The sequence below is a fragment of the Streptomyces sp. SID5464 genome (assembly GCF_009862985.1).
GTDB classification, from domain to species: Bacteria; Actinomycetota; Actinomycetes; order Streptomycetales; family Streptomycetaceae; genus Streptomyces; species Streptomyces chartreusis_D.
This window is the reverse complement of record NZ_WWIQ01000048.1, coordinates 38,521-58,627: the sequence shown is the minus strand read 5'-3', so window position 1 is coordinate 58,627 and position 20,107 is coordinate 38,521. Positions and strand designations below refer to the sequence as shown.

The window sequence follows — 20,107 nt, the reverse complement described above, 5'->3', positions numbered from 1 at the left end:
GCCCGTAGACGGGGGAGCCGCGCGCCGGACCGCCCAGTAGTCACGCGGCCGACCGACCCCGAGCTGCTCTCATGAGAAGCCCGCGGCCGACCGGCCCGGGCCCGGCGGGGCGACGCGCCGAGCGGCCCGAAGGGCGGGCGTGCTGTATCAGGCCCCGTGCCCCCCTGGCGGTAGCCCTCAGCGCAGGCCGTCGACCAGGGCTGCGGCCGTGAAGAGTTCCACTCCTACCTTGATCGCGGACTCGTCCACGTCGAAGTCGCCCTGGTGGAGGTCGCGTACGTGGCGTTCGCCGGGGGTGCGTACGCCCAGGCGGGCCATCGCGCCGGGGACGTGTTCCAGGTACCAGGAGAAGTCCTCGCCGCCGAGGCTCTGCTCCGTGCCGACCACCGAGTCGACGCCGCGCCGGGCGATCATGGCGTCGCGCAGCAGCTCGGTCACGCCGGGCTCGTTGACGACGGGCGGGACGCCGCGGACGTAGTTGATCTCCGACTTGGCGCGGTAGAGGTTGGCGATCTCGTCGATCGCGGCGACCACGACGTCGGGCGCCTGCCGCCACGCCTCGATGTCGAGGCACCGCACGGTGCCGGAGAGCTCGGCGTGCTGCGGGATGACGTTGGGCGCGTGCCCGGACTCCACGCGGCCCCAGGTGATGGCCAGCCCGCTGCGGCTGTCGAAGCGCCGGCCGACCAGGGCGGGCACGTCCGTTACGACACGGGCGGCCGCGGTGACCAGGTCGGTCGTGAGGTGGGGCGTGCGGTGTGCCCGCCCGGGCCGTTCAGGGCGATCTCCAGCCGGTCGCAGGCCGAGGTGATGGGCCCCTCCCGGAGTCCGACCTGCCCCGCGTCCACCCGGGGGTCGCAGTGCACCGCGATGATCGCGCCGACCCCTTCCAGCGCCCCGCACTTGATGACGTCGGCGGCACCGCCGGGCAGTACCTCCTCGGCCGGCTGGAAGATCAGCCGGACGGGGCGGGGCAGCAGGCCCTGCTTGTGCAGTTCGGCGAGGACGAGACCCGCGCCGAGGACCACGGTGGTGTGCACGTCGTGGCCGCAGGCGTGCGCGCGGTCGGGCACGGTCGAGCGGTACGGGCACTCGCTCTTGGTGTCGGGGATGGGCAGGCCGTCGATGTCGGCCCGCATGGCGAGCATGCTGGGGCCCCCGTCCCACTGCTCGCCCTCTACGCCGATGTCACAGACGAGTCCTGTCCCGACGGTGAGTACGCGCGGCTTGAGGCCGGCCCTCTCCAGCCGCTCCTTGATCGCGGCTGTCGTGCGGAACTCCTGGTTGCCCAGCTCCGGGTGCATGTGCAGGTCGCGTCGGAACGCGATGAGCTCGGCGCGCAGAGCGTCGGGCAGCGCACCGGGAAGTACGGCTCCCCCGGGAAGATCGACCTCGGACTCCAGTGACATCAATTGCTTCACCCTCTGAAGGGTAGGGCGCCAGGGCGGTCGGCTGACCCTCGATCAACAAAACTTCAACCCGTTAGGGGCAGAAAATATGACCGCCGAACGAATAGCTATCCAGTGAGATGGGTAAACTCGCCCGCCTTTCGGGCCGAGCCGGTCACCACGACCCACACAGTGTGACATCCACCACACCTGAGCCACAGCGCCGTCATCCACCCATCCTCCTCCACGGATACCACGCCCTGCGCGGGGAACACGGCCTTGTTCGTCTGGCGGACGCCCGGCCCGGGCAGTGTGCGCCCGCCGGGTTCCCGGACAGGCTCGCCGGGAGGCCGCTGGAGCGGGCCCTCCGAACGGCCTTCGTCGATCGTCGCCGACCTCGGCAGCGGGCCCGGTACGTCGCGGCCGGCTGCACGACCTGGCCGCCGGTGTTCGGGGTGGGCGTCTCTCTCTCTCCCCCCCCCGCATGATGCCCCTGGCCCGCCGAGCCACCCGACAGTCCGCCGATCCGGTCGACCCCGCCGGCTCCCGGGACGCCGCCGGCACGTCAGCCGGCAGCCACCGCCCCCGCAGTACCCGCCGCCCCGGCCGCGCCCGCCGAGCGGGGCGTCCCGGCCGAGCCCGTCGTGCCCGTGGCACTCCCCGGGCCGGGCGGGCCCCCGGCAGCCGCCGAGCCCATCGGTCCAGCCGGTCCGGCCGTACTCGCCGGACCCTTCTGACCACCCGGCCCCTCCCCCGGCCCCGCCGTGGACAGCCGGTGCACGTCCCGCGCCGCCCCCGTCACCCCCGACAGGAAGCCCTGGGCGCGGGGGGAGGCGTGGTCGGTCAGCCAGGACGGGTCGATGTCGCAGACCGCGACGCGGACCTCGGTGCCGGAGAGGGCGAGCGGGAGGGTGTGGACGACCGTGGAGGGGAAGCTGAGGATCGTCCGGCCGATGGGGCCGCGGCGGGCGATCAGTTCGAGGGGGAGTTCGGGGCGGACGATCTCCAGGCCCGTCTCGACCGCGAGCCGGTGGAGCTTGTCCGTGCTCTCGCGGCGGTGGGCGAAGTAGCGGGTCGCGCCGTGGGCCCGGGCCAGCGCACGGACGGCCTCCAGGTAGCGGTCGTCGTCGACCACACCCGTCTCCACCAGGGACGTGCCCACCATGTCGGCACCCTTGGTGATGCGGGGCGGGCCGAAGCGGGCCCGTGTCCACGCGAAGTCGTTGGCGCTGACGGTGACGCCCGCCGGGGTCTCCTCCATCGGCATGGAGGAGAAGATCTCGACGTGGCGGTCGCCGCCGGGGGTCAGGCGGCGGCGGGCCGACGACGACACCGGCGCGAAGATCAGGTCGCGCGGGCCCGGGCGGCCGCCCTTGCGGTGCCAGCGCACCAGCCGTTCGCCCCGGGCCAGCTGGCCGACGAACTCCATGGTCGCCGTGCCGTCGTCGACGACGACCAGGTCACGGGCCCGGGTGATCGTCAGCAGCAGTTGGACGTAGCGGGAGAAGGGGTCCCCCAGTACGACCCGGCGCGCCCTGCGGAGCAGGCCGGCCAGGCCGCCGATGGTCTGGAAGGGCGCCAGGGGCCCGCCGCGGGCTTCCTCCCAGCGGACCTCGTGCCCCTCGTCGCGGGCCAGGTCGGACATCCGCCGCAGCTGGCCGCGCGTCATCGGGTCGACGGGCGACAGCACCACGAGGGTGAGCCCCACGCCGGGCGCATGCGCGTGCGCCCACTCCAGCACGTTCAGCAGCTGTACCGGACTCTCGACGAACGCGAGAGTGTGGGGGCCGGCGTTCCCGGCGCGGGGGCTCATCGACGTACGACCGTCCCGTCGTAAGGGGGGTTGTGGGGGTGGTGCGCTCAGACGCCTACCGGCTCGCCCGCCGCGTCGGCGATCTCCGCCTCGGCGACCACACCGGCGACGCGGCGCAGCTTCTTCATGGGGGCCAGCTCGGACTCGTAGACCTTCTTCACGCCGTCGCCGAGGGAGGCCTCGATGGTGCGGATGTCGCGGACGAGGCGGGTCAGGCCCTGCGGCTCCACGGAGGCGGCCTGGTCCGAGCCCCACATGGCGCGGTCGAGGGTGATGTGACGCTCGACGAAGGTGGCGCCCAGGGCGACCGCGGCGAGAGTGGTCTGGAGGCCGGTCTCGTGGCCGGAGTAGCCGATCGGGACGTTCGGGAACTCCTTCTCCAGCGTGTTGATCACACGCAGGTTGAGCTCCTCGGCCTTCGCCGGGTAGGTCGAGGTGGCGTGGCACATCAGGATGTTGTCGGAGCCGAGGACCTCGACCGCGTGGCGGATCTGCTTCGGGGTCGACATGCCGGTGGAGAGGATCACCGCGCGGCCGGTGGCGCGCAGGGCGCGCAGCAGCTCGTCGTCGGTGAGGGAGGCGGAGGCGACCTTGTGGGCGGGGACGTCGAACTTCTCCAGGAAGGCGACGGCCTCGGTGTCCCACGGGGAGGCGAACCAGTCGATGTTCTTCGACTTGCAGTAGTCGTCGATGGCGCGGTACTCGTCCTCGCCGAACTCCACGCGGTGGCGGTAGTCGATGTAGGTCATCCGGCCCCAGGGGGTGTCGCGCTCGATGTCCCACTGGTCGCGCGGGGTGCAGATCTCGGGGGTGCGCTTCTGGAACTTGACGGCGTCGCAGCCGGCCTCGGCGGCGGCGTCGATCAGCTTGAAGGCGTTCTCGAGCTCGCCGTTGTGGTTGATGCCGATCTCACCGCAGACGTAGACCGGACGACCCGGGCCGACCTCGCGCGAACCGAACCGGCGGATACGGGAGTTGGTGCTCATGGCAGAGATGTCCTTACTTGGTGAGGGAATCGAGAGAGGGGCCGAGGATCCAGCTGGCGATCTCTCGGATCGCGCCGTCGCCACCGGGGACGGTGGTGACCGCGCGTGCGGCGCCGCGCACGACGTCGTGGGCGCTCGCGACCGCCACGGGCCAGCCCACGAGGGCGAAGCACGGGAGGTCATTGACGTCGTTGCCGACGTAGAGCACGCGCTCCGGCGCGATGCCCTGCTCCTCGCACCACTGCTTCAGCGCGAGGTCCTTGCGGTCGATGCCGTGCAGCACCGGGAGCTTCAGCTTCCGGGCCCGGGCGGCGACCACAGGGTTCTGTTCCGTGGACAGGATCAGCATCTTCAGGCCGCTCCTGCGGAGGGCCGCGATACCGAGTCCGTCCCCGCGGTGCACGGAGACGAACTCCCGTCCGTCGGAGTCGACCAGCACCCGGTCGTCGGTCTGGGTGCCGTCGAAGTCGAGGACGACCGCGTCGATGTCGTCGGCGGTCGGCAGCGCGCCGGGGCGGTCCGCGTCGAAGAGCGGCGCGAGGGCCCGGGCGCGGGCGAGGTCGTGCGGGTCGTCGATCTCCAGCACGCGCGCGGCGTCGGTGCGGACCAGTTCGGTCCGGCCGAAGAAGCGGTGCTGGTGCTTGCGGAAGCCGGCCGCCTCCATGGCGTAGGCGGCGCCGGTCTCCAGCAGGTCCTGGGGGCGGTCCTGGCGGCGGGGGCGGAAGGACTTGTCGTGGTTGACGCCGTAGCCGCCGCCGACGGCCGCGTCGGCCTCCGCGACGGTGCCGGCGGTGACCTCGTCCTCCGCGTCGCGCCAGACGAAACCGTGGAACGGGGCCACCGTGAGGGCCGTGTCGGCGCCGTTCTCGACGATGGCCGCGGCGACGCCGTCCACGTCCTCGCGGGTGATGAACGGGCTGGTGCACTGCACCAGCAGCACGACGTCCACGACCGCGCCGTGCAGGGCCTCGTGCGCGTCCATGGCGTGCAGGACGGCGGCTTCGGAGGTGGCCGTGTCGCCGGCGATGGCGGCGGGCCGCAGTACGACCTCGGCGCCGGCCTGACGGGCGGCGGCCGCGATGGCCTGGTCGTCGGTGGAGACCACGACGTCCGTCACGAGCCGGGCGGCGCGGCACTCGCGCACCGCCCGCGCCACCAGCGGGACGCCGCCGACGGGGAGGAGGTTCTTCGCGGGCACGCCCTTGGAGCCGCCGCGCGCGGGGATCACCGCGAGCACGCGGCGCACCGAGGCGCCTCGGCCGGCTTCGGGGTGGGACATGGGGTCTACTCCTTGGGCTCCGTGGGCGGTGGGCTCGGGGCGGCTCACAGCTCCCCCATCCGCCGGATGACGGGCGCCACGCGCTGCACGCCGTGCCGGTAGGCGCCGCGCGCCGCCCTGCGCACGATCTGCCGGACCGGGCCGGGCTCCCTGTCGGCGGCCGGCGCGCCGGGCAGCGGGGTGCCGTCCGGGCCGAGGTGGTGGCGGGCGAGGATCCCGGGCAGATAGCCGGGCGCGGTGACGGGTGTGTAGTACGGGGTCAGCGGCGGCAGGCCGCCGGGCCGGTCGAGCAGCTTGGCGATGCGTTCGCGCGCCGCGTCGAAGGCGGAATCGTAGGAGCCGTCCACCGCGACGCCCTGCCGGGAGACCCACTCCTCGTCGGGCGTGGGGCGGTGCTCGGCGTCGAGCTGGTCCCAGGAGGCGAGGCAGCCGGAGCCCACGAAGTGGTGGTTGCCGAGCGACTCGCGCACGCCCAGGTCGGTCAGCACGACGGTCGGAATGCGGCGGTGCAGCGACTCCAGTGCGGCCGTGGAGCTGACCGTCACCAGCAGGTCGGTGCGGTCGAGGACCTCGCCCATGTTCCCGTAGACCAGGCGGAAGTTGGCCGGCGGATCGAGGCGCTGCACCAGCTTCTGGTACGGCAACTCCTCGATGTGGGTGGTGTGTTCGCCCGGCTTGGAGCGCAGCTTCAGCAGCACCTCGCGCTCGGGGTGCTTGCGGGCGTGCTGCACCAGCCGGTTCAGCAGGTACGTACGGTCCCTGCGGTTCTCCGGCACGGAGGGCTGGGCGGCGAAGACGACCGTGTAGGGGTCGTGTTCACCTTCGTACGGCGCACCGCCGAGGAACGGCAGGGCCACCTCGGTCACCGACGTGGCGTCGGCGCCCACCCCTTCGTAGACGGCCCGGAAACGGTCCGCGTCCTGACGGGAGTTGGCGAGGACCAGGTCCGCGCCGTGCCGCAGCAGCAGGCCGTCGGCGAGCTTCTCGTAGACGACACCGACGTAGCCGGTGACGACGACGGGCCGCGAAGTCCGGTTCTCCCAGACGCCCCTGAGACCGTGCAGCATCGCCTGCACACCGCCCCCGACGAGGGCCAGGACGAGGATGTCGTAGGACTCCTCGGCCATGGTGCGCAGGAACTCGACGGCGGTGACCTCCCGCAGCGAGTCGGCGCGCACGCCCACCTCCTCCAGCTGGCGCGGCGTGGGCGTGGCCCGGCCGCGCAGCAGGAATCCGTCGAGGACGGGGCCGACTTGCGCGCCCTCGCGCGGTCCGGCTTCCATGGACTGTCCCGGGGCGATGCGATGCGCGGTGAGCGCACCCCATTTCCAGCGGGTGTCGGAGTCCGCGAGGACGGCGATTCGCGGGCGCTTCGGTGTACTTGCTGGCACGTCGAAGACGCTAGGAAGCAATTCCTAGGTATGGCGGAACCACGACTCAACGAAAAGTTAACAACACCCCACCGGGAGCCGAACTGGCCCGTGGCAAGCGGGGAAGTACACGGGGTGCACCGTTCTGACACATTGAGTTCACCCAGTGTATGTTCACCGGAAAGTTCCGGAGCCGGACGGCCTCCTAACGTTTTGCGGGTGCCTAAGCTTTCCGTGATCGTGCCGTTCTACAACGTGCAGCAATACGCCCCGGACACACTCAGAAGCCTTCGGTTGAACGCCGACCGCGATTTCGAGTTCATCCTGGTCGACGACCATTCGAAGGACGGGACTCCGGCCATTCTCGAACGGGCGGCCGAGGACCTTTCGGATGTCGCGCAGGTGCGTTACATCCGACACGAGGAGAACGGGGGGCTCGCCACCGCCCGCAACACCGGCCTGGACGCGGCGCAGGGCGAGTACCTGACGTTCCTGGACGGCGACGACTGGCTGGCCCCCGGCTACCTCGCCGAACTGGTCTCCGCGCTGGACGAATTGGGCTGCGACTTCATCCGCACCGACCATGTGCAGGCCACCGCGCGCGCCCGTTCCGTGCACCGGGTCCCGGTCGGCCGTCGCTGGGAGGCGATCAACCCGCGGGACGCGATCCTCCCCTCCCACCGCTCGACCTCGGTGGACTACGCCTACGCCTGGGCCGGCGCCTACCACCGCCGCCTCCTCGACCGGGGCGTGCTGCACTTCACCGACGGCCTGCGCACGGCCGAGGACCGGCCGTGGATCTGGAAGCTGCACCGCGAGGCGGAGTCGTTCGCCGTGGTGAGCCTGCTGGGCGTGTTCTACCGGCGCGGGGTGGCCTCCTCCCTGACCCAGATCGGCGACGTGCGCCAGCTCGACTTCATCCGCGCCTTCGACCAGGTGATCGAGGAGACGGCCGCCGACCGTGAGGCCGACCGGCTGCTGCCCAAGGCGGTACGGACGTACTGCGCGATCATCGCGCACCACCTTTCCCATGAAGACAGGTTCGAACCGGCCGTGGCCAGGCAGCTGCGGTCGATGAGCGCGGCGGCCATCAAGCGCATGCCGCAGGACGCGCTCGGTGACGCACTGGAGGCCATGGACATGGACCGCTCGTCCAAGCTGCGGCGGCTGCGGCGCAGGGTCACGCCGGCGGGAGCGGCCGCCTGATGCCCGGGACCACACAGATCTTCTGCGCCTCGACGCTGTACGGCGTCGCCACCCTGGCCGCCGCGATCGACTCCGATCTCTTCGAGGAGCCGGACCGCCGGGTGCTGCTGGTGTTCAACAACTCCGCGAACCCGGAGACCACCCCGGCCCTCGACGAGATGCCGGGCTTCGCGCCGCTGCGCGAGCACTTCGACGACGTGCTGTCCTGGAACGACGCCATCCGCCCGTTCCACCCCGGGGCCTGGACGCCGCGCTCCGACGACATCCCGCTGTTCGAGCGCTATCTGCGGATGCTGTGGGGCCTCGGCGACGACCGGGTGAGCCTGGTCCTGGAGTCCATCCAGGTGGCGCCCGCGCTCACGGTGGCGCAGTTGTTCACCGACGCCCCCATCGACGTCTACGCCGACGGGCTGATGAGCTACGGCCCCACGCGCAACAAGCTCGACCCGCTGGTCGGCACCCGCGTACGGCGGCTGCTGCACCTCGATCTGGTGCCGGGGCTCACGCCGATGCTGCTGACCGAGTTCGAGGTGCCCGCGCATCTGGTGCCGTCGCCCGCGTTCCTCAAGGTGCTGGGCGAGATCACCGAGACGGTCCCCGAGCTGCCCGACCTGCCGGGCGACGCGGCGCTGCTGCTCGGCCAGTACCTGTCGGCGCTGAACATCCTCTCCCCCGAGGAGGAAGAGGACCTGCACGTGCGGATGATGCGGGGCGCGGTCGCCCGCGGCCACCGCACGGTCGTCTTCAAACCGCACCCGACGGCACCGGCCCGCTACAGCCGCGCCCTGGAGACCGAGGCCGAGAAGCTCGGCGTGGACCTCACCGTGCTGGACACGCCCGTGCTGGCCGAGGTGCTGTTCGACCGGGCCCGGCCCGCACTGGTGGTCGGCTGTTTCTCGACCGCGCTGTTCACGGCCTCGGTGTTCTACGAGCTGCCGGTCGCGCGCATCGGCACCGAGCTGCTGCTGGAGCGGCTGACGCCGTATCAGAACAGCAACCGGATCCCCACCACCCTGGCGGACGCGCTGCTGCCCGACCTGGACGGCGGCAAGGACGGCGACCTGCTGCGGGCCGAGTTGCTGTCCGACCTGGTGACCGCCGTCGGATTCACCATGCAGCCGCAGATCTATCCGGACCTGCGCCCGCAGGCGGAAGCGTTCCTCTCCCGCCACCTCGGTCCGCGTACCCGGCGGTACTTCAAGAAGCGCCGTCTCACCTCGCTCGGACTGCCCGGCGGCATTCCGCAGCGGCTGGCGTTCCTGCCCCGCAATTCCACGGCGCGCCGGGTCGTCCGGCGGGCGCGGGCGCTGCGCAAGGCGGTGCGCCGCTGAAAGGGGGCGGTTCCGCGACCGGCCCCGGCGACATCCAGGTGAACCCATGGAGACCGGCAGGCGAAGCCTGTTGCCATCGAACGTAATTACGTCAATTCACGCCCTAGGGTGACAGGCGCCCTGCCCGCCCCACAGGCGGCTCAGGTAAAGGACATACGAGCCACACAGAGGTTTTCAGCGTGACCGAGACGGTCGTCAGCACCCGTAAGCCCCGGCCCGAAGTCGCCGTGCTGGTCGAGCCACCGGGCGCCACGACCGTCCCACGGCGCCGGAAGGACTCCGGCGGCCGGCTGCGTGCCCTGGACGGACTGCGGCTGGTGGCCGCGCTGATGGTGGCGGCGTACCACTACGGCGGGCGCGACGGCGAGGTCTCCGAGGCCTGGGGCACCTCGCCCAAGGAGCAGTTCCCGACGCTGCACGAGTACTTCGCCTACGGCTGCCTCGGCGTCCAGGTCTTCTTCGTGATCAGCGGCTTCGTGATCTGCATGAGCGGCTGGGGCCGGCCGCTGAAGTCGTTCTTCGCCTCCCGCGCCTCCCGGCTGCTGCCGGCCTACTGGGTGGCGGTCGTGCTCGTGACGGCGGTGTTCGCGCTGCCCGTGGTGGCCTACAAGGCGGTCTCGCCGAGCGACGCGCTGGTGAACCTGACCATGCTTCAGATGCCGCTGGGCGTCGACCGCGTGCTCGGCGTGTGCTGGACGCTGTGGGCGGAGGTCCGCTTCTACGCGCTGTTCGCGCTGTGCGTCGTGCTGCCCGGGGCGAACCGCCGCCGGGTGATCATGTTCTGCGCCGGCTGGATGCTCGCGGCGGTGATCGCGCAGAACGCGAAGATGCCGCTGCTCGACATCGTCGCGATGCCCGAGTACGCCCCCTTCTTCATCGGCGGTGTCGGTCTCTACCTCGTCCACCTCGACCGCCGGGACGCCTACGGCTGGGGCATCGTCGCCGTCAGCTGGCTGATCGGTCAGCACTACGCGGTCCAGAGCCTGTGGCACGCGCCCGACGCGGGCGGCTTCTCGTACCGCTCCTCGGTCGGCATCATGCTCGTCGTCACCTTCGGCTTCGTGGCGGTCGCGGCGATCGCGCTGGGCTGGCTGCGCCGGGCGAACTGGCGCTGGCTGACGGTGGCGGGGGCGCTGACGTATCCGTTCTACCTCGTCCACGAGCACCTCGGCTGGGTGGTGATCCACGCCCTGCACCGCGGTCTGGGTCTGCCGTCCGCGGCGACATTCGCCCTGACCGCGGGCTCAATGCTGCTGCTGGCGTGGTTGCTCAACCACTATGTGGAGAAGCCGCTGACGCCACGGCTGCGAGCCTTGCTGGCCAAGGCCCGCTGAGCTGTTCACGGGACGTTCAACCAACCGTCGGTTTGGGCATCGCTCAGGGAGAAGGCTCGTCTCATGACCAACGCACAAGCGACCGACACGTACCCCGGCGAACTCGCCGACGTCCCGGGCTGGTTCCCGCCGCTGGACCAGATGCTGTTCACCTGGTTCCTGGAGCGGCAGCAGAAGCAGGGCATGCGCGGAGACCTGCTGGAGCTCGGCGTCTACATGGGCAAGAGCGCGATCCTCCTCGGCCACCACCTCCAGGACGGTGAGAGGTTCACGGTCTGCGACCTGTTCGAGGGCGACGCCCCCGACGGGGCCAACCAGGCGGAGGCGACGAAGTCGTACGCCTCGCTCACCCAGCAGGCCTTCGAGCGGAACTACCTCTCCTTCCACGACACCCTGCCGACGGTGATCGCGGCCCCCAGCTCGGTGGTGGCCGAGAAGGTGGCCCCCGGCACCTGCCGTTTCGTCCACGTCGACGCCTCGCACCTGTACGAGCACGTCTACGGCGACATCGGCGCCGCCCACGACATCCTGCTGCCCGAGGGCATCGTCGTGCTCGACGACTTCCGTTCCGAGCACACGCCGGGTGTCTCGGTCGCCGCCTGGGAGGCCGTCCTCAACCGCGGTCTGCGCCCCGTCTGCCTGAGCACGCAGAAGCTCTACGGCACCTGGGGCGACCCCGAGCCGCTCCAGGAGGAGCTGCTCGACATGCTGCGACAGCGCACGGACTGCGGGCTGAGCGTGCAGGAGGCGGCCGGGCACCGGCTGGTCCGCGCCCGGTCCAGGGGCATGAAGCCGCCGCCCTTCCCGCCCTCCCGCCACTACGTGGCACCGGTGCCGGCCGGCGCCCCGGCCGCCCCCGTCGCCGAGTCCCGCGCGGCGCGCCCCGCCCGGCCCGCCCCGTCCCGGGCCCGCCGGCTCGCCAAGGACCTGCTGCCCCCCGTGGTCACCCGGGCCGTACGGCGGGCACGCGCGACCCGGGGGTGAGACCCGGGGGCGTCACGCGACCCCGTACCGCGTCCCGATCCCCTCGATCAGGAGCGCCAGCCCCTCCTCGAAGTGCCCGTCGTAGTCCTCGAAGATCTCCGCGCCCGCCTGGGCCGACAAGGGAAAGTCGGCCATCAGGCGGGCGCGTTCGTTCATGTCGAAGCCCTCGCGCCGCTCGCCCGGCAGCGGCTGGACGCCCTGTTCCTCGGTGACGAAGCCCAGCGTGTACAGGTACGTCGTGGTGAGCGCGCGGACCGCCTGGGCGAGGGTGAAGCCGGCGGCCGTGAACAGGCGCAGGTTGTCCTCCATCTGCCCGGCGTGCTCGATCCCGGTGAAGCGTGAGCCGCTGAACACCTTGGCGCCGTCCCGGTAGCCCTGCAGGGCGGCACGCAGGCCCCGGTTGGCCTTCAGCAGGCGTTCCCGCCAGGTGTCGGCAGGGTCGAGCGAGGCCCCGGCGGCCATCCGGCGGTACATCTCCGTCGCCATCTCGTCGAGCAGCGCCTGCTTGTCCTTGAAGTGCCAGTAGAGGGCGGGCGCCTTCACGTCCAGTTCCCGGGCGATGGCGCGCAGGGTCAGGCCGTCCAGGCCCACCTCGTTCAGCAGCCGCAGCGCGGTGTCCGCGACCCGGCGGCGGTCCAGGGGCGCGCGTCGTTCCGTACTCACGCTTGACAACTTAACACCGTTAAGGCGACGCTCGGAAACGGCAGCACTTAACAACGTTAAGGAGGGGGTGGCCCATGGACACGGACGTACTGGTGGTGGGTGCGGGCCCGACCGGTCTGGCGCTCGGCATCGATCTCGCCCGGCGGGGCGTGGCAGCGCTGGTGGCCGAGCGGGCGGAGGGGCTCTTCCCCGGTTCGCGCGGCAAGGGCGTCCAGCCGCGCACGATGGAGGTCTTCGACGACCTGGGCGTGCTCGACGCGATCCGCGCGGCGGGCGGGCCCTGTCCGGTAGGGGTGATCTGGCAGGACGGCAGGCGGACGGGCGAACACCGGATGTTCGACCCGGTCGAGGAGAGCGAGGACTCCCCGTACACCGGGCCGTGGATGGTGCCGCAGTGGCGCACGCAGGAGATCCTGGCGGCGCGGCTTGCGGAGCTGGGAGGGGCGGTGGCCTTCGGCCGGGAGGTCGTCGGCCTGACGCAGGACGCGGACGGGGTCCACGCGGAATTCGCCTCCGGTGAGCCCGTCACCGCCCGGTACGCCGTCGCGGCGGACGGCGGCCGCTCGACGGTTCGCCGGCTGCTCGGCATCGGCATGACGGGCGAGACCGTCGACCCGGACCCGATGCTGGTGGCGGACGTCCGGATCAGCGGCCTGGACCGGGACCACTGGCACATCTTCCCGCCGCTCGGGGAGGGTGACGGTTTCCTCGCGATCTGCCCGCTGGCCGGCACGGAGGACTTCCAGCTGGTGGCGCAGTTCCCGGACGGGACGCCCCCGGACGCCTCCCTGGAGGGCCTACGGAAGGTCGTCGCCGCCCGCTCGCACCTCGCGCCGGAGGCCGTGACCCAGGTGCGCTGGGCCTCGGACTTCCGCCCCCGGGCGGCCTTGGCGGACCGCTTCCGCTCCGGGCGCGTCTTCCTCGCCGGCGACGCGGCACACGTGCACTCCCCGGCCGGCGGCCAGGGCCTCAACACCAGCGTCCAGGACGCCTACAACCTGGGGTGGAAACTGGGCGCGGTACTGACGGGCGGTGCACCGGCGTCGCTCCTCGACACCTACGAGGAGGAACGGCGCCCGATCGCCGCGGACATGCTCGGGCTGTCGACGAGCGTCCACCGCGGACAGACGCGGCGCGGCGCGGCGACCCGCCAACTGGGGCTGGGGTACCGGAAGTCGTCCCTCACCCAGGAGACGCGTACGGTCCCGGGCGCCCTACGGGCCGGCGACCGCGCACCCGACGGCACGCTGGACGGCGTACGGCTCTTCGACGCCTTCCGGGGACCGCACTGGACGCTGGTGGCGGTGGGGACGGCGGCACCGGCGCTGCCGGAGTCGGTGCACACCATCAGCGGGGCGCAGCAGGCGACGTACGGGAAGGGCCTGTTCCTGGTACGACCGGACGGCTATGTGGGCTGGGCGGGCGAAACGGGCGCCGGACTGACGCGGTACCTGGAGCGCGCAGGTCTCTAGCGGGCTCCTGAGGGATCTCCGGGGACGTCACGCACGCGCGTCCGCCGGTACGTACGTCCCCCACACCTCCCGCAGGGCGTTGCACACCTCGCCCACCGTCGCCCGGGCCTTCAGCGCGTCCTTCATCGGATAGAGGACGTTGTCCTCGCCCTCGGCGGCCTTCTTCAGGGCGGCCAGGGCCGCGTCCACCGCCGGCTGGTCGCGCTCCGCGCGGAGCTTGGCCAGGCGTTCCGCCTGCCGGGCCTCGATCGCTGGGTCGACGCGCAGGGGCTCGTACGGCTCCTCCTCGTCGAGCTGGAAGCGGTTGACGCCGACCACGACCCGCTCGCCGGAGTCGGTCTGCTGGGCGATGCGGTAGGCGCTGCGCTCGATCTCGTTCTTCTGGAAGCCGCGCTCGATGGCCTCCACCGCGCCGCCCAGCTCCTCCACCTTGGCCATCAGCTCGACGGTCGCCGCCTCGACGTCGTCCGTCATCCTCTCGATGACGTAGGAGCCCGCGAACGGGTCGACGGTCGCCGTCACGTCCGTCTCGTGGGCGAGGACCTGCTGGGTGCGCAGGGCGAGGCGCGCGGACTTGTCGGTGGGCAGCGCGATCGCCTCGTCGAAGGAGTTGGTGTGCAGGGACTGGGTGCCGCCCAGGACCGCCGCCAGGGCCTGGACCGAGACACGGACCAGGTTCACCTCCGGCTGCTGGGCCGTCAGCTGGACGCCCGCCGTCTGCGTGTGGAAACGCAGCATCAGCGACTTGGGGTTCCTCGCGCCGAACTCCTCCCTCATCACCCGCGCCCAGATCCGGCGGGCGGCGCGGAACTTGGCGACCTCCTCCAGGATCGTCGTACGGGCGACGAAGAAGAAGGACAGGCGGGGCGCGAAGTCGTCGACGTCCATGCCGGCCGCCACCGCCGTGCGGACGTACTCGATGCCGTTGGCGAGAGTGAAGGCGATCTCCTGCGCCGGGCTCGCGCCCGCCTCGGCCATGTGGTAGCCGGAGATCGAGATGGTGTTCCACTTCGGCATCTCGGCCTGGCAGTACTTGAAGATGTCGGCGATCAGGCGCAGCGAGGGCTTCGGCGGGAAGATGTACGTCCCGCGGGCGATGTACTCCTTCAGCACGTCGTTCTGGATCGTCCCGGTCAGCCGGTCGGCGCCGACGCCCTGTTCCTCCGCGAGGAGCTGGTAGAGGAGCAGCAGCAGGGCCGCGGGGGCGTTGATCGTCATCGAGGTCGAGACCTGGTCCAGCGGGATGCCGCCGAACAGCACCCGCATGTCGTCGATCGAGTCGATGGCGACGCCCACCTTGCCGACCTCGCCGTGCGCGAGCGGGGCGTCGGAGTCGTGGCCCATCTGGGTGGGCAGGTCGAAGGCGACCGACAGGCCCGTCGTGCCGTGGGCGATCAGCTGCCGGTAGCGGGCGTTGGACTCGGCGGCCGTGCCGAAGCCCGCGTACTGGCGCATCGTCCAGGGCCGGCCGGTGTACATGGTCGGATACACGCCACGGGTGAAGGGATACGCCCCCGGTTCCCCCAGCTTCTCCGCCGGGTCCCAGTCCCGCAGGTCGTCCGGCCCGTAGACCGGTTCGATGGGCAGTCCGGACTCCGACTCGCGCGCCATGGTCTGATGCCTCCCGCAGGACCGACTGTAGGGACCGACTGTAGGGACCTCGCTCACCACCATGCCCCGTGGTTCGCGCCGGGTCACCCCCGGGGAACATCTCAGGTGACATCCGGACACACCGGTGAGACGACGGAGGGCCGCTTGCGTACCACGGGCATGGGGAGAGCAGCGATCGCGGTGGCAGTCGCCGGGGCGGCCGTCCTGGCCGGCTGCAGCGTGCAGGCGCCCGACGGCGACGGGAAGCGCCGCTCACCGGTGCACATCGAATTACCCGGGGACACTCCGTCACCGGCCCGGACCCCCGCCGACGGCGGCGGACCGGGCAGCGCTCCCGCCCCGCCCGGCGACGACAAGCCGAGCGCCGCCGCCGTGCCGCCCCGCGTGCTGTGGTCCCGCGGCGACACCGGCCGGGACGTCCGCGAGTTGCAGGCCCGGCTGCGGCAGGTCGCATGGCTCTTCGACGGGCCGACCGGCACGTACGACGACTCCACGGAGCGGGCGGTCAGCGGCTTCCAGGGCAAGCGGGGGCTGCCGCGCACCGGGAAGACCGACACCGTCACCTGGCAGCGGCTGCTGCGGATGACCCGTGAACCGGGCACCTGGGACCTGTACCTCATGGGCGGCCAGCCGGCCGATCCACCGGATCCGCGCTGCCGGACCGGACGGGTGCTGTGCATCGACAAGACCAGCAGGACGCTGCGCTGGATGATCGACGGCCGGACCGTGTCGACGATGGCGGTCCGCTTCGGCTCACGCGGCACACCGACCCGGGAGGGTGTGTTCTCCATCTACTGGAAGTCCCGCGACCACGTGTCGACGCTCTACGACTCGCCCATGCCCTACGCGATGTTCTTCAGCGGCGGCCAGGCCGTGCACTACTCCCCGGACTTCGCGGCCCGGGGCTACGCGGGCGCCTCGCACGGCTGTGTCAACGTACGGGACGAGGGGGCGATCGCGGAGCTGTACGCGCAGGTCCGTAACGGCGACAAGGTCGTCGTGTCCTGGTGAGGACAGGAAGGGGAATTGGGGCGCGGGCGGGACCGGGGGAACGTGTCCCGCCCGCGCTCAGGTGCACGAGCCGTAGGTACGGGGGGAACCCCGGCTCCGTGCGACGGCCGATGACCAGTCGGCTCACTCATTACTGCGCCGGGGCGGCCGAAAACGTCACACCCTCGGCGAGGAGATTTTCGCGGAGTACGAAATCGCAGGTCGCAGGGGTGTGAGAGACCGCGTGGAACGGCCGCGGTCCGCGGCTGCGTCCTCGCCGGCCTGCCGCTCGGCCCGCTTCCCGGCCTTCCGCTCGGCCCTCTTCTGGGCCTTCTTCTCCGCCTCGTCCCGCTCGCGGCCCTGCTTCCCGGACCTGTCGTCGCGATCACGCCGGTCCGTGTCCTCGTCGTGCCGCTGCGCCGAGCGGCCGCCTGCCCCGGACCCGGACAGGACGCCGTTGCAGTACTTCCAGACCCGGGAGCCGCCCGCCGCGTCGCGCAGGGCGCGCCTGCGGTCGGCGTCCAGCCGCTTGCCGTCACGGAGGTCGCGGCAGGCGGCAGCGATCCCCCTACGGCTGTCGCCGGAGCTGTCCCCGCGGTCGCCCCGGTCGCCGGAGCCGGGCTTCGGGGCGGGGTCGTCGCCGGCCGCGTCCCGTCCGGGGTCGCCGCCACCCGGGTTGTCGTCGGGCGTGGACCCGCCCTGCACGGCGTCGCTCGGCGAGGGCGACACCAGCGGGCGCTCGGGCGGAGTGACAGCGGCCGAGACCGAGGAGCCGGGCTGGGGCTCGTCGTTGCCGAACGGTGCCCTCAAGGCTCCGGTTCCGGCCACGAGGGCGGCACCGCCCGTCATCCCGACAGCCAGCACGGCGGCCAGGGCGAGGCGCGCGGGACGAGCCCAGCGAGGCCGCCGGACGTCGCCCGAGCCGCTGCCGCGCGGGGTTCCGATCCGGACCAGCCCGGCGTCGGCGGTCTCGGTACCGGCCCGTCCGCCGTCGGCCGCGGGGGCCGCCGCGGTGTCGGCGCGTTCGGCGCGCGCCTTGCGGAAGGCGGCCATCGCCGCGGCCTCACCTGGGAGTTCCTCGCTGGTCAGCGGGGGTGCGGCGGAGAGCGCGCGGAGCGCTGCCGCGAGTCGTTCGGCCTCGCCCCGGGCGGCGCCGTCGACAGCTTCGGGTGGCTCTCCGCTCAGCAAGCGCTCCGCCGTTTCGCGGTCCAGCCACCTGTACTGCTCGTCGGCCATCACACATCCTTCTGCGTCCGCATGACGCTTTGCGTCACACGTGCGGACGCCATGGCACCGCCGCGCGGTTCTCGCTGGGGCGGCAACGCGTCGAGGACCCCGGCCGATTCCGGATCGGCCTCCGGATCGTCGCCGAGGAGTTCGGCGAGCCGCTTCAGGCCCCGGTGGGCCGCCGTACGGACGGCGCCCGGGCGCTTGCCGAGGGTCTCGGCGGCGGTCTTCGCGTCGAGCCCCACCACCACGCGCAGCACGACCGCCTCGGCCTGGTCCTGCGGCAGCCGGGATATCAGGGAGAACGTGCCGTCGGTGGCGAGCGCCTCGATGGCCTCGTCGGCGGTGTCGGACTCGGCGGCCCGGCCGGTCAGTTCCGTCTCGTCGCCGCCGATCGCGGGCCGGCGCCCGCGCATGCGTATGTGGTCCAGCGCGCGGTTGCGGGCGATACGGGCGGCCCAGCCGCGGAAGCGGTCCGCGTCACCGGTGAACCGCTCCAGGTCCCGGGCGATCTGCAACCAGGCCTCGGACGTCACGTCCTCGGCGTCGGGGTCGCCGACCAGCGTCCGTACGTACCCGAGCAGCCGCGGGTGCACGGCCCGGTACACAGTCCGGAACGCGGTTTCGTCTCCGTCCTGTGCCGCGCGCACCGCGGCGGTCAGCTCCGCGTCGTCCCCCAGCACCGCGCGCCCTTCTGCGCCTAAGCCGGCACCGCTTTCGCGGACCGGTTCTCGCCGTCGTGGTTCCTCAATTGGTGGTTGCGGTAACGAGACCGCAGGTGGTTGCGGTGGTCTTGGTGCCTCCGCGTGGCGCGAAAGGCACGTTACGACCTGAAACCACTCCCCGTCCATGTCCGCCCAGGATGCAACTAAGCCGTGACACGGTGGGGTGTGACAGAAAACGCTCCCCGGGCGCTGTAGGGAGTACGGGCCGCCGCGCGGCCCGTGCCGCGCGACGGCCGGGGCCTCTCCTGTGGGGGGTGGCGGCCCCGGCCGTCTCGCGCATGACCCCGGGCAGCCCCCCGGTGCGGTGCGGAGCCCCCTCACCGGCACGGGCAGTGCGCCCGGCACTTCTCCCTCATCCGCACCTTTGCGCGGTCTGCGCCGCCTTGCGAGACGTGACCCGGACAACACCCTTCGAGTCCCGCCGCTGGGGCTTGCACGCGGAAACCGGTCGGTTTACGGTGGTGAAACTGATCGGTTTCTCGCCGGGGGAGGCGAGTCTCACACCCCACTCATGAGGAGCATCGGATGACTGCCGCGCGCGACGCCGAGGGGCAACCGGCGGCCCCGGCCCCCAGGCTTCCGGCGAAGCTGGCCGCCCACCCGTCGGTCCAGGCCGTACTCGCCCGGCGCAGGGCCGGTGACGCGGTGCACCCGCCCTCGGTGATCGACGCGGCCTGGCTGCGCGAACTGTGCCTGGCGGCCGGCGCGGACGACGCCGCCGCGGTCAGCCTGGACCACCCCGACCTGGCCGGCGAGCGTGAGCACGCGCAGTCCGCACTGCCCGGCACCCGCACGCTGATCGCGATGGCGTTCCGGATGAACCGCGACAACTGCCGCTCCCCCGCCCGCAGCGTGGCCAACCAGGAGTTCCACCAGACCGACGAGCAGGCGAACCACGCCGCCCGCAGTGTCACCCAGGCGCTCCAGGACGCCGGTCACCGCGCACTCAACCCCTCCGTCGGCTTCCCTCAGGAGATGGACCGTTTCCCCAGCGAGCGGATCTGGGTGGTGGCGCACAAGACCGTCGCGGTGGCAGCGGGGCTCGGCGTGATGGGTCTGCACCGCAACGTCATCCACCCGAAGTTCGGCAGCTTCGTGCTGCTGGCCACCGTCCTGGTGGACGCGGAGGTCAGCGCGTACGGACAGGCGCTGGACTACAACCCCTGCATCGACTGCAAGTTGTGCGTCGCCGCCTGCCCGGTCGGCGCCATCAGCAAGGACGGGGCGTTCGACGCCCTGGCCTGCACCACGCACAACTACCGCGAGTTCATGAGCGGGTTCACCGACTGGGCGCAGACCGTGGCCGACAGCGAGGACGCCGCCGACTACCGCTCCCGGGTCACCGATTCCGAGAGCGCCTCCATGTGGCAGAGCCTGAGCTCACCCCCCGGCTACAAGTCCGGCTACTGCCTTGCCGTCTGCCCCGCGGGCGAGGACGTCCTCGACCCCTACCTGGACGACCGCAAGACGTTCATGGACACCGTGCTGCGACCGCTCCAGGACAAGAAGGAAACCCTGTACGTCCTGCCGGGCTCCCACGCGCAGGAGTACGCCCGGCGCCGCTTCCCCCACAAGCCCGTCAAGGAAGTGACCGGCGGCTGGCACCCCCCGGCGAAACGCGCCGCGCCCCCCGACCGAGAGACACGTACGGCATGAGCGGCATCGGTCTGGTCAACGCCGACAAGGGAGTGACCGGCACCGCGACCAACGGGGCCCCGGTCCGCCCGA

The 20,107-nt window shown here is 71.9% G+C and carries 15 protein-coding genes and 1 pseudogene; 7 read left to right on the top strand and 9 right to left on the bottom strand.

From position 1 onward, the window contains the following. Nucleotides 1-177: 177 nt before the first annotated feature. From GTY47_RS23095 to GTY47_RS23075, 5 genes and pseudogenes are all read right to left on the bottom strand, one after another. Nucleotides 178-1,409, bottom strand: a pseudogene (locus GTY47_RS23095) (M20 family metallopeptidase). A gap of 544 nt (nt 1,410-1,953) precedes the next feature. After that, complete coding sequence (locus GTY47_RS23090) at nt 1,954-3,201, bottom strand: hypothetical protein (RefSeq protein ID WP_010047144.1); 1,248 nt, start codon at nt 3,199-3,201, stop codon at nt 1,954-1,956. A gap of 47 nt (nt 3,202-3,248) precedes the next feature. Further along, nucleotides 3,249-4,187 (bottom strand): N-acetylneuraminate synthase family protein, encoded by a 939-nt coding sequence (locus GTY47_RS23085; RefSeq protein ID WP_010047143.1) that lies wholly within the window; start codon nt 4,185-4,187, stop codon nt 3,249-3,251. A 13-nt stretch (nt 4,188-4,200) separates the two neighbouring features. Continuing rightward, nucleotides 4,201-5,466: an N-acylneuraminate cytidylyltransferase gene (locus GTY47_RS23080; RefSeq protein WP_010047142.1), complete on the bottom strand. Its 1,266-nt coding sequence runs from the start codon at nt 5,464-5,466 to the stop codon at nt 4,201-4,203. 44 nt (nt 5,467-5,510) lie between these two features. Beyond that, nucleotides 5,511-6,857: a DUF6716 putative glycosyltransferase gene (locus tag GTY47_RS23075; protein ID WP_029181679.1), complete on the bottom strand. Its 1,347-nt coding sequence runs from the start codon at nt 6,855-6,857 to the stop codon at nt 5,511-5,513. A 198-nt stretch (nt 6,858-7,055) separates the two neighbouring features. Here GTY47_RS23075 and GTY47_RS23070 point away from each other — a divergent pair, with 198 nt between their 5' ends. The 4 genes from GTY47_RS23070 to GTY47_RS23055 all read left to right on the top strand — a co-directional run bounded on the left by GTY47_RS23070 (nt 7,056) and on the right by GTY47_RS23055 (nt 11,691). After that, complete coding sequence (locus GTY47_RS23070; protein WP_029181678.1) at nt 7,056-8,042, top strand: glycosyltransferase family 2 protein; 987 nt, start codon at nt 7,056-7,058, stop codon at nt 8,040-8,042. Continuing rightward, entirely contained in the window at nt 8,042-9,373 is a 1,332-nt protein-coding gene (locus GTY47_RS23065; RefSeq protein ID WP_010047133.1) for an alpha-2,8-polysialyltransferase family protein, read from the top strand. Before GTY47_RS23070 ends, GTY47_RS23065 begins: the two co-directional genes overlap by 1 nt. Nucleotides 9,374-9,600: 227 nt before the next feature. Continuing rightward, a complete protein-coding gene (locus GTY47_RS23060; protein WP_086012594.1) occupies nt 9,601-10,707 on the top strand; it encodes an acyltransferase in 1,107 nt (368 codons plus the stop codon). A gap of 63 nt (nt 10,708-10,770) precedes the next feature. Beyond that, nucleotides 10,771-11,691: a class I SAM-dependent methyltransferase gene (locus GTY47_RS23055; RefSeq protein WP_010047128.1), complete on the top strand. Its 921-nt coding sequence runs from the start codon at nt 10,771-10,773 to the stop codon at nt 11,689-11,691. Nucleotides 11,692-11,703: 12 nt separating this feature from the next. Here the strand turns inward: GTY47_RS23055 and GTY47_RS23050 are convergent, their stop codons facing one another. Then, a complete protein-coding gene (locus GTY47_RS23050; RefSeq protein WP_010047122.1) occupies nt 11,704-12,354 on the bottom strand; it encodes a TetR/AcrR family transcriptional regulator C-terminal domain-containing protein in 651 nt (216 codons plus the stop codon). Nucleotides 12,355-12,428: 74 nt separating this feature from the next. Here GTY47_RS23050 and GTY47_RS23045 point away from each other — a divergent pair, with 74 nt between their 5' ends. Then, the gene (locus tag GTY47_RS23045) at nt 12,429-13,826 is read left to right on the top strand and encodes an FAD-dependent oxidoreductase (protein ID WP_010047120.1); all 1,398 of its coding nucleotides are present in this window, start codon (nt 12,429-12,431) and stop codon (nt 13,824-13,826) included. A gap of 27 nt (nt 13,827-13,853) precedes the next feature. Here the strand turns inward: GTY47_RS23045 and GTY47_RS23040 are convergent, their stop codons facing one another. Further along, nucleotides 13,854-15,437 (bottom strand): methylmalonyl-CoA mutase family protein, encoded by a 1,584-nt coding sequence (locus GTY47_RS23040; RefSeq protein WP_010047118.1) that lies wholly within the window; start codon nt 15,435-15,437, stop codon nt 13,854-13,856. Nucleotides 15,438-15,596: 159 nt separating this feature from the next. On the opposite strand from GTY47_RS23040, the gene GTY47_RS23035 reads away from it, so the two are divergent. After that, nucleotides 15,597-16,448, top strand: a complete 852-nt coding sequence (locus tag GTY47_RS23035) for a L,D-transpeptidase family protein (protein WP_029181677.1) — start codon at nt 15,597-15,599, stop codon at nt 16,446-16,448. Nucleotides 16,449-16,604: 156 nt separating this feature from the next. Here the strand turns inward: GTY47_RS23035 and GTY47_RS23030 are convergent, their stop codons facing one another. Further along, a complete protein-coding gene (locus GTY47_RS23030) occupies nt 16,605-17,663 on the bottom strand; it encodes a hypothetical protein (protein ID WP_010047113.1) in 1,059 nt (352 codons plus the stop codon). Beyond that, nucleotides 17,663-18,337, bottom strand: coding sequence for an RNA polymerase sigma factor (locus GTY47_RS23025; protein WP_010047111.1), 675 nt, complete (start codon nt 18,335-18,337; stop codon nt 17,663-17,665). Before GTY47_RS23025 ends, GTY47_RS23030 begins: the two co-directional genes overlap by 1 nt. Nucleotides 18,338-18,904: 567 nt before the next feature. Here GTY47_RS23025 and GTY47_RS23020 point away from each other — a divergent pair. Then, on the top strand, nt 18,905-20,035 hold the full coding sequence (locus tag GTY47_RS23020) for a 4Fe-4S binding protein (protein WP_010047110.1): 1,131 nt from the start codon (nt 18,905-18,907) through the stop codon (nt 20,033-20,035). The last annotated feature ends 72 nt before the right edge of the window (nt 20,036-20,107 follow it).

Bases quoted from the DNA above. Each gene is read 5' to 3' on its own strand.
- GTY47_RS23040 (WP_010047118.1), bottom strand. From the start codon at position 15,437: ATGGCGCGCGAGTCGGAGTCCGGACTGCCCATCGAACCGGTCTACGGG.
- GTY47_RS23065 (WP_010047133.1), top strand. From the start codon at position 8,042: ATGCCCGGGACCACACAGATCTTCTGCGCCTCGACGCTGTACGGCGTC.
- GTY47_RS23085 (WP_010047143.1), bottom strand. From the start codon at position 4,187: ATGAGCACCAACTCCCGTATCCGCCGGTTCGGTTCGCGCGAGGTCGGC.
- GTY47_RS23045 (WP_010047120.1), top strand. From the start codon at position 12,429: ATGGACACGGACGTACTGGTGGTGGGTGCGGGCCCGACCGGTCTGGCG.
- GTY47_RS23090 (WP_010047144.1), bottom strand. From the start codon at position 3,201: ATGAGCCCCCGCGCCGGGAACGCCGGCCCCCACACTCTCGCGTTCGTC.
- GTY47_RS23080 (WP_010047142.1), bottom strand. From the start codon at position 5,466: ATGTCCCACCCCGAAGCCGGCCGAGGCGCCTCGGTGCGCCGCGTGCTC.
- GTY47_RS23055 (WP_010047128.1), top strand. From the start codon at position 10,771: ATGACCAACGCACAAGCGACCGACACGTACCCCGGCGAACTCGCCGAC.
- GTY47_RS23030 (WP_010047113.1), bottom strand. From the start codon at position 17,663: ATGGCCGACGAGCAGTACAGGTGGCTGGACCGCGAAACGGCGGAGCGC.
- GTY47_RS23020 (WP_010047110.1), top strand. From the start codon at position 18,905: ATGACTGCCGCGCGCGACGCCGAGGGGCAACCGGCGGCCCCGGCCCCC.
- GTY47_RS23035 (WP_029181677.1), top strand. From the start codon at position 15,597: ATGGGGAGAGCAGCGATCGCGGTGGCAGTCGCCGGGGCGGCCGTCCTG.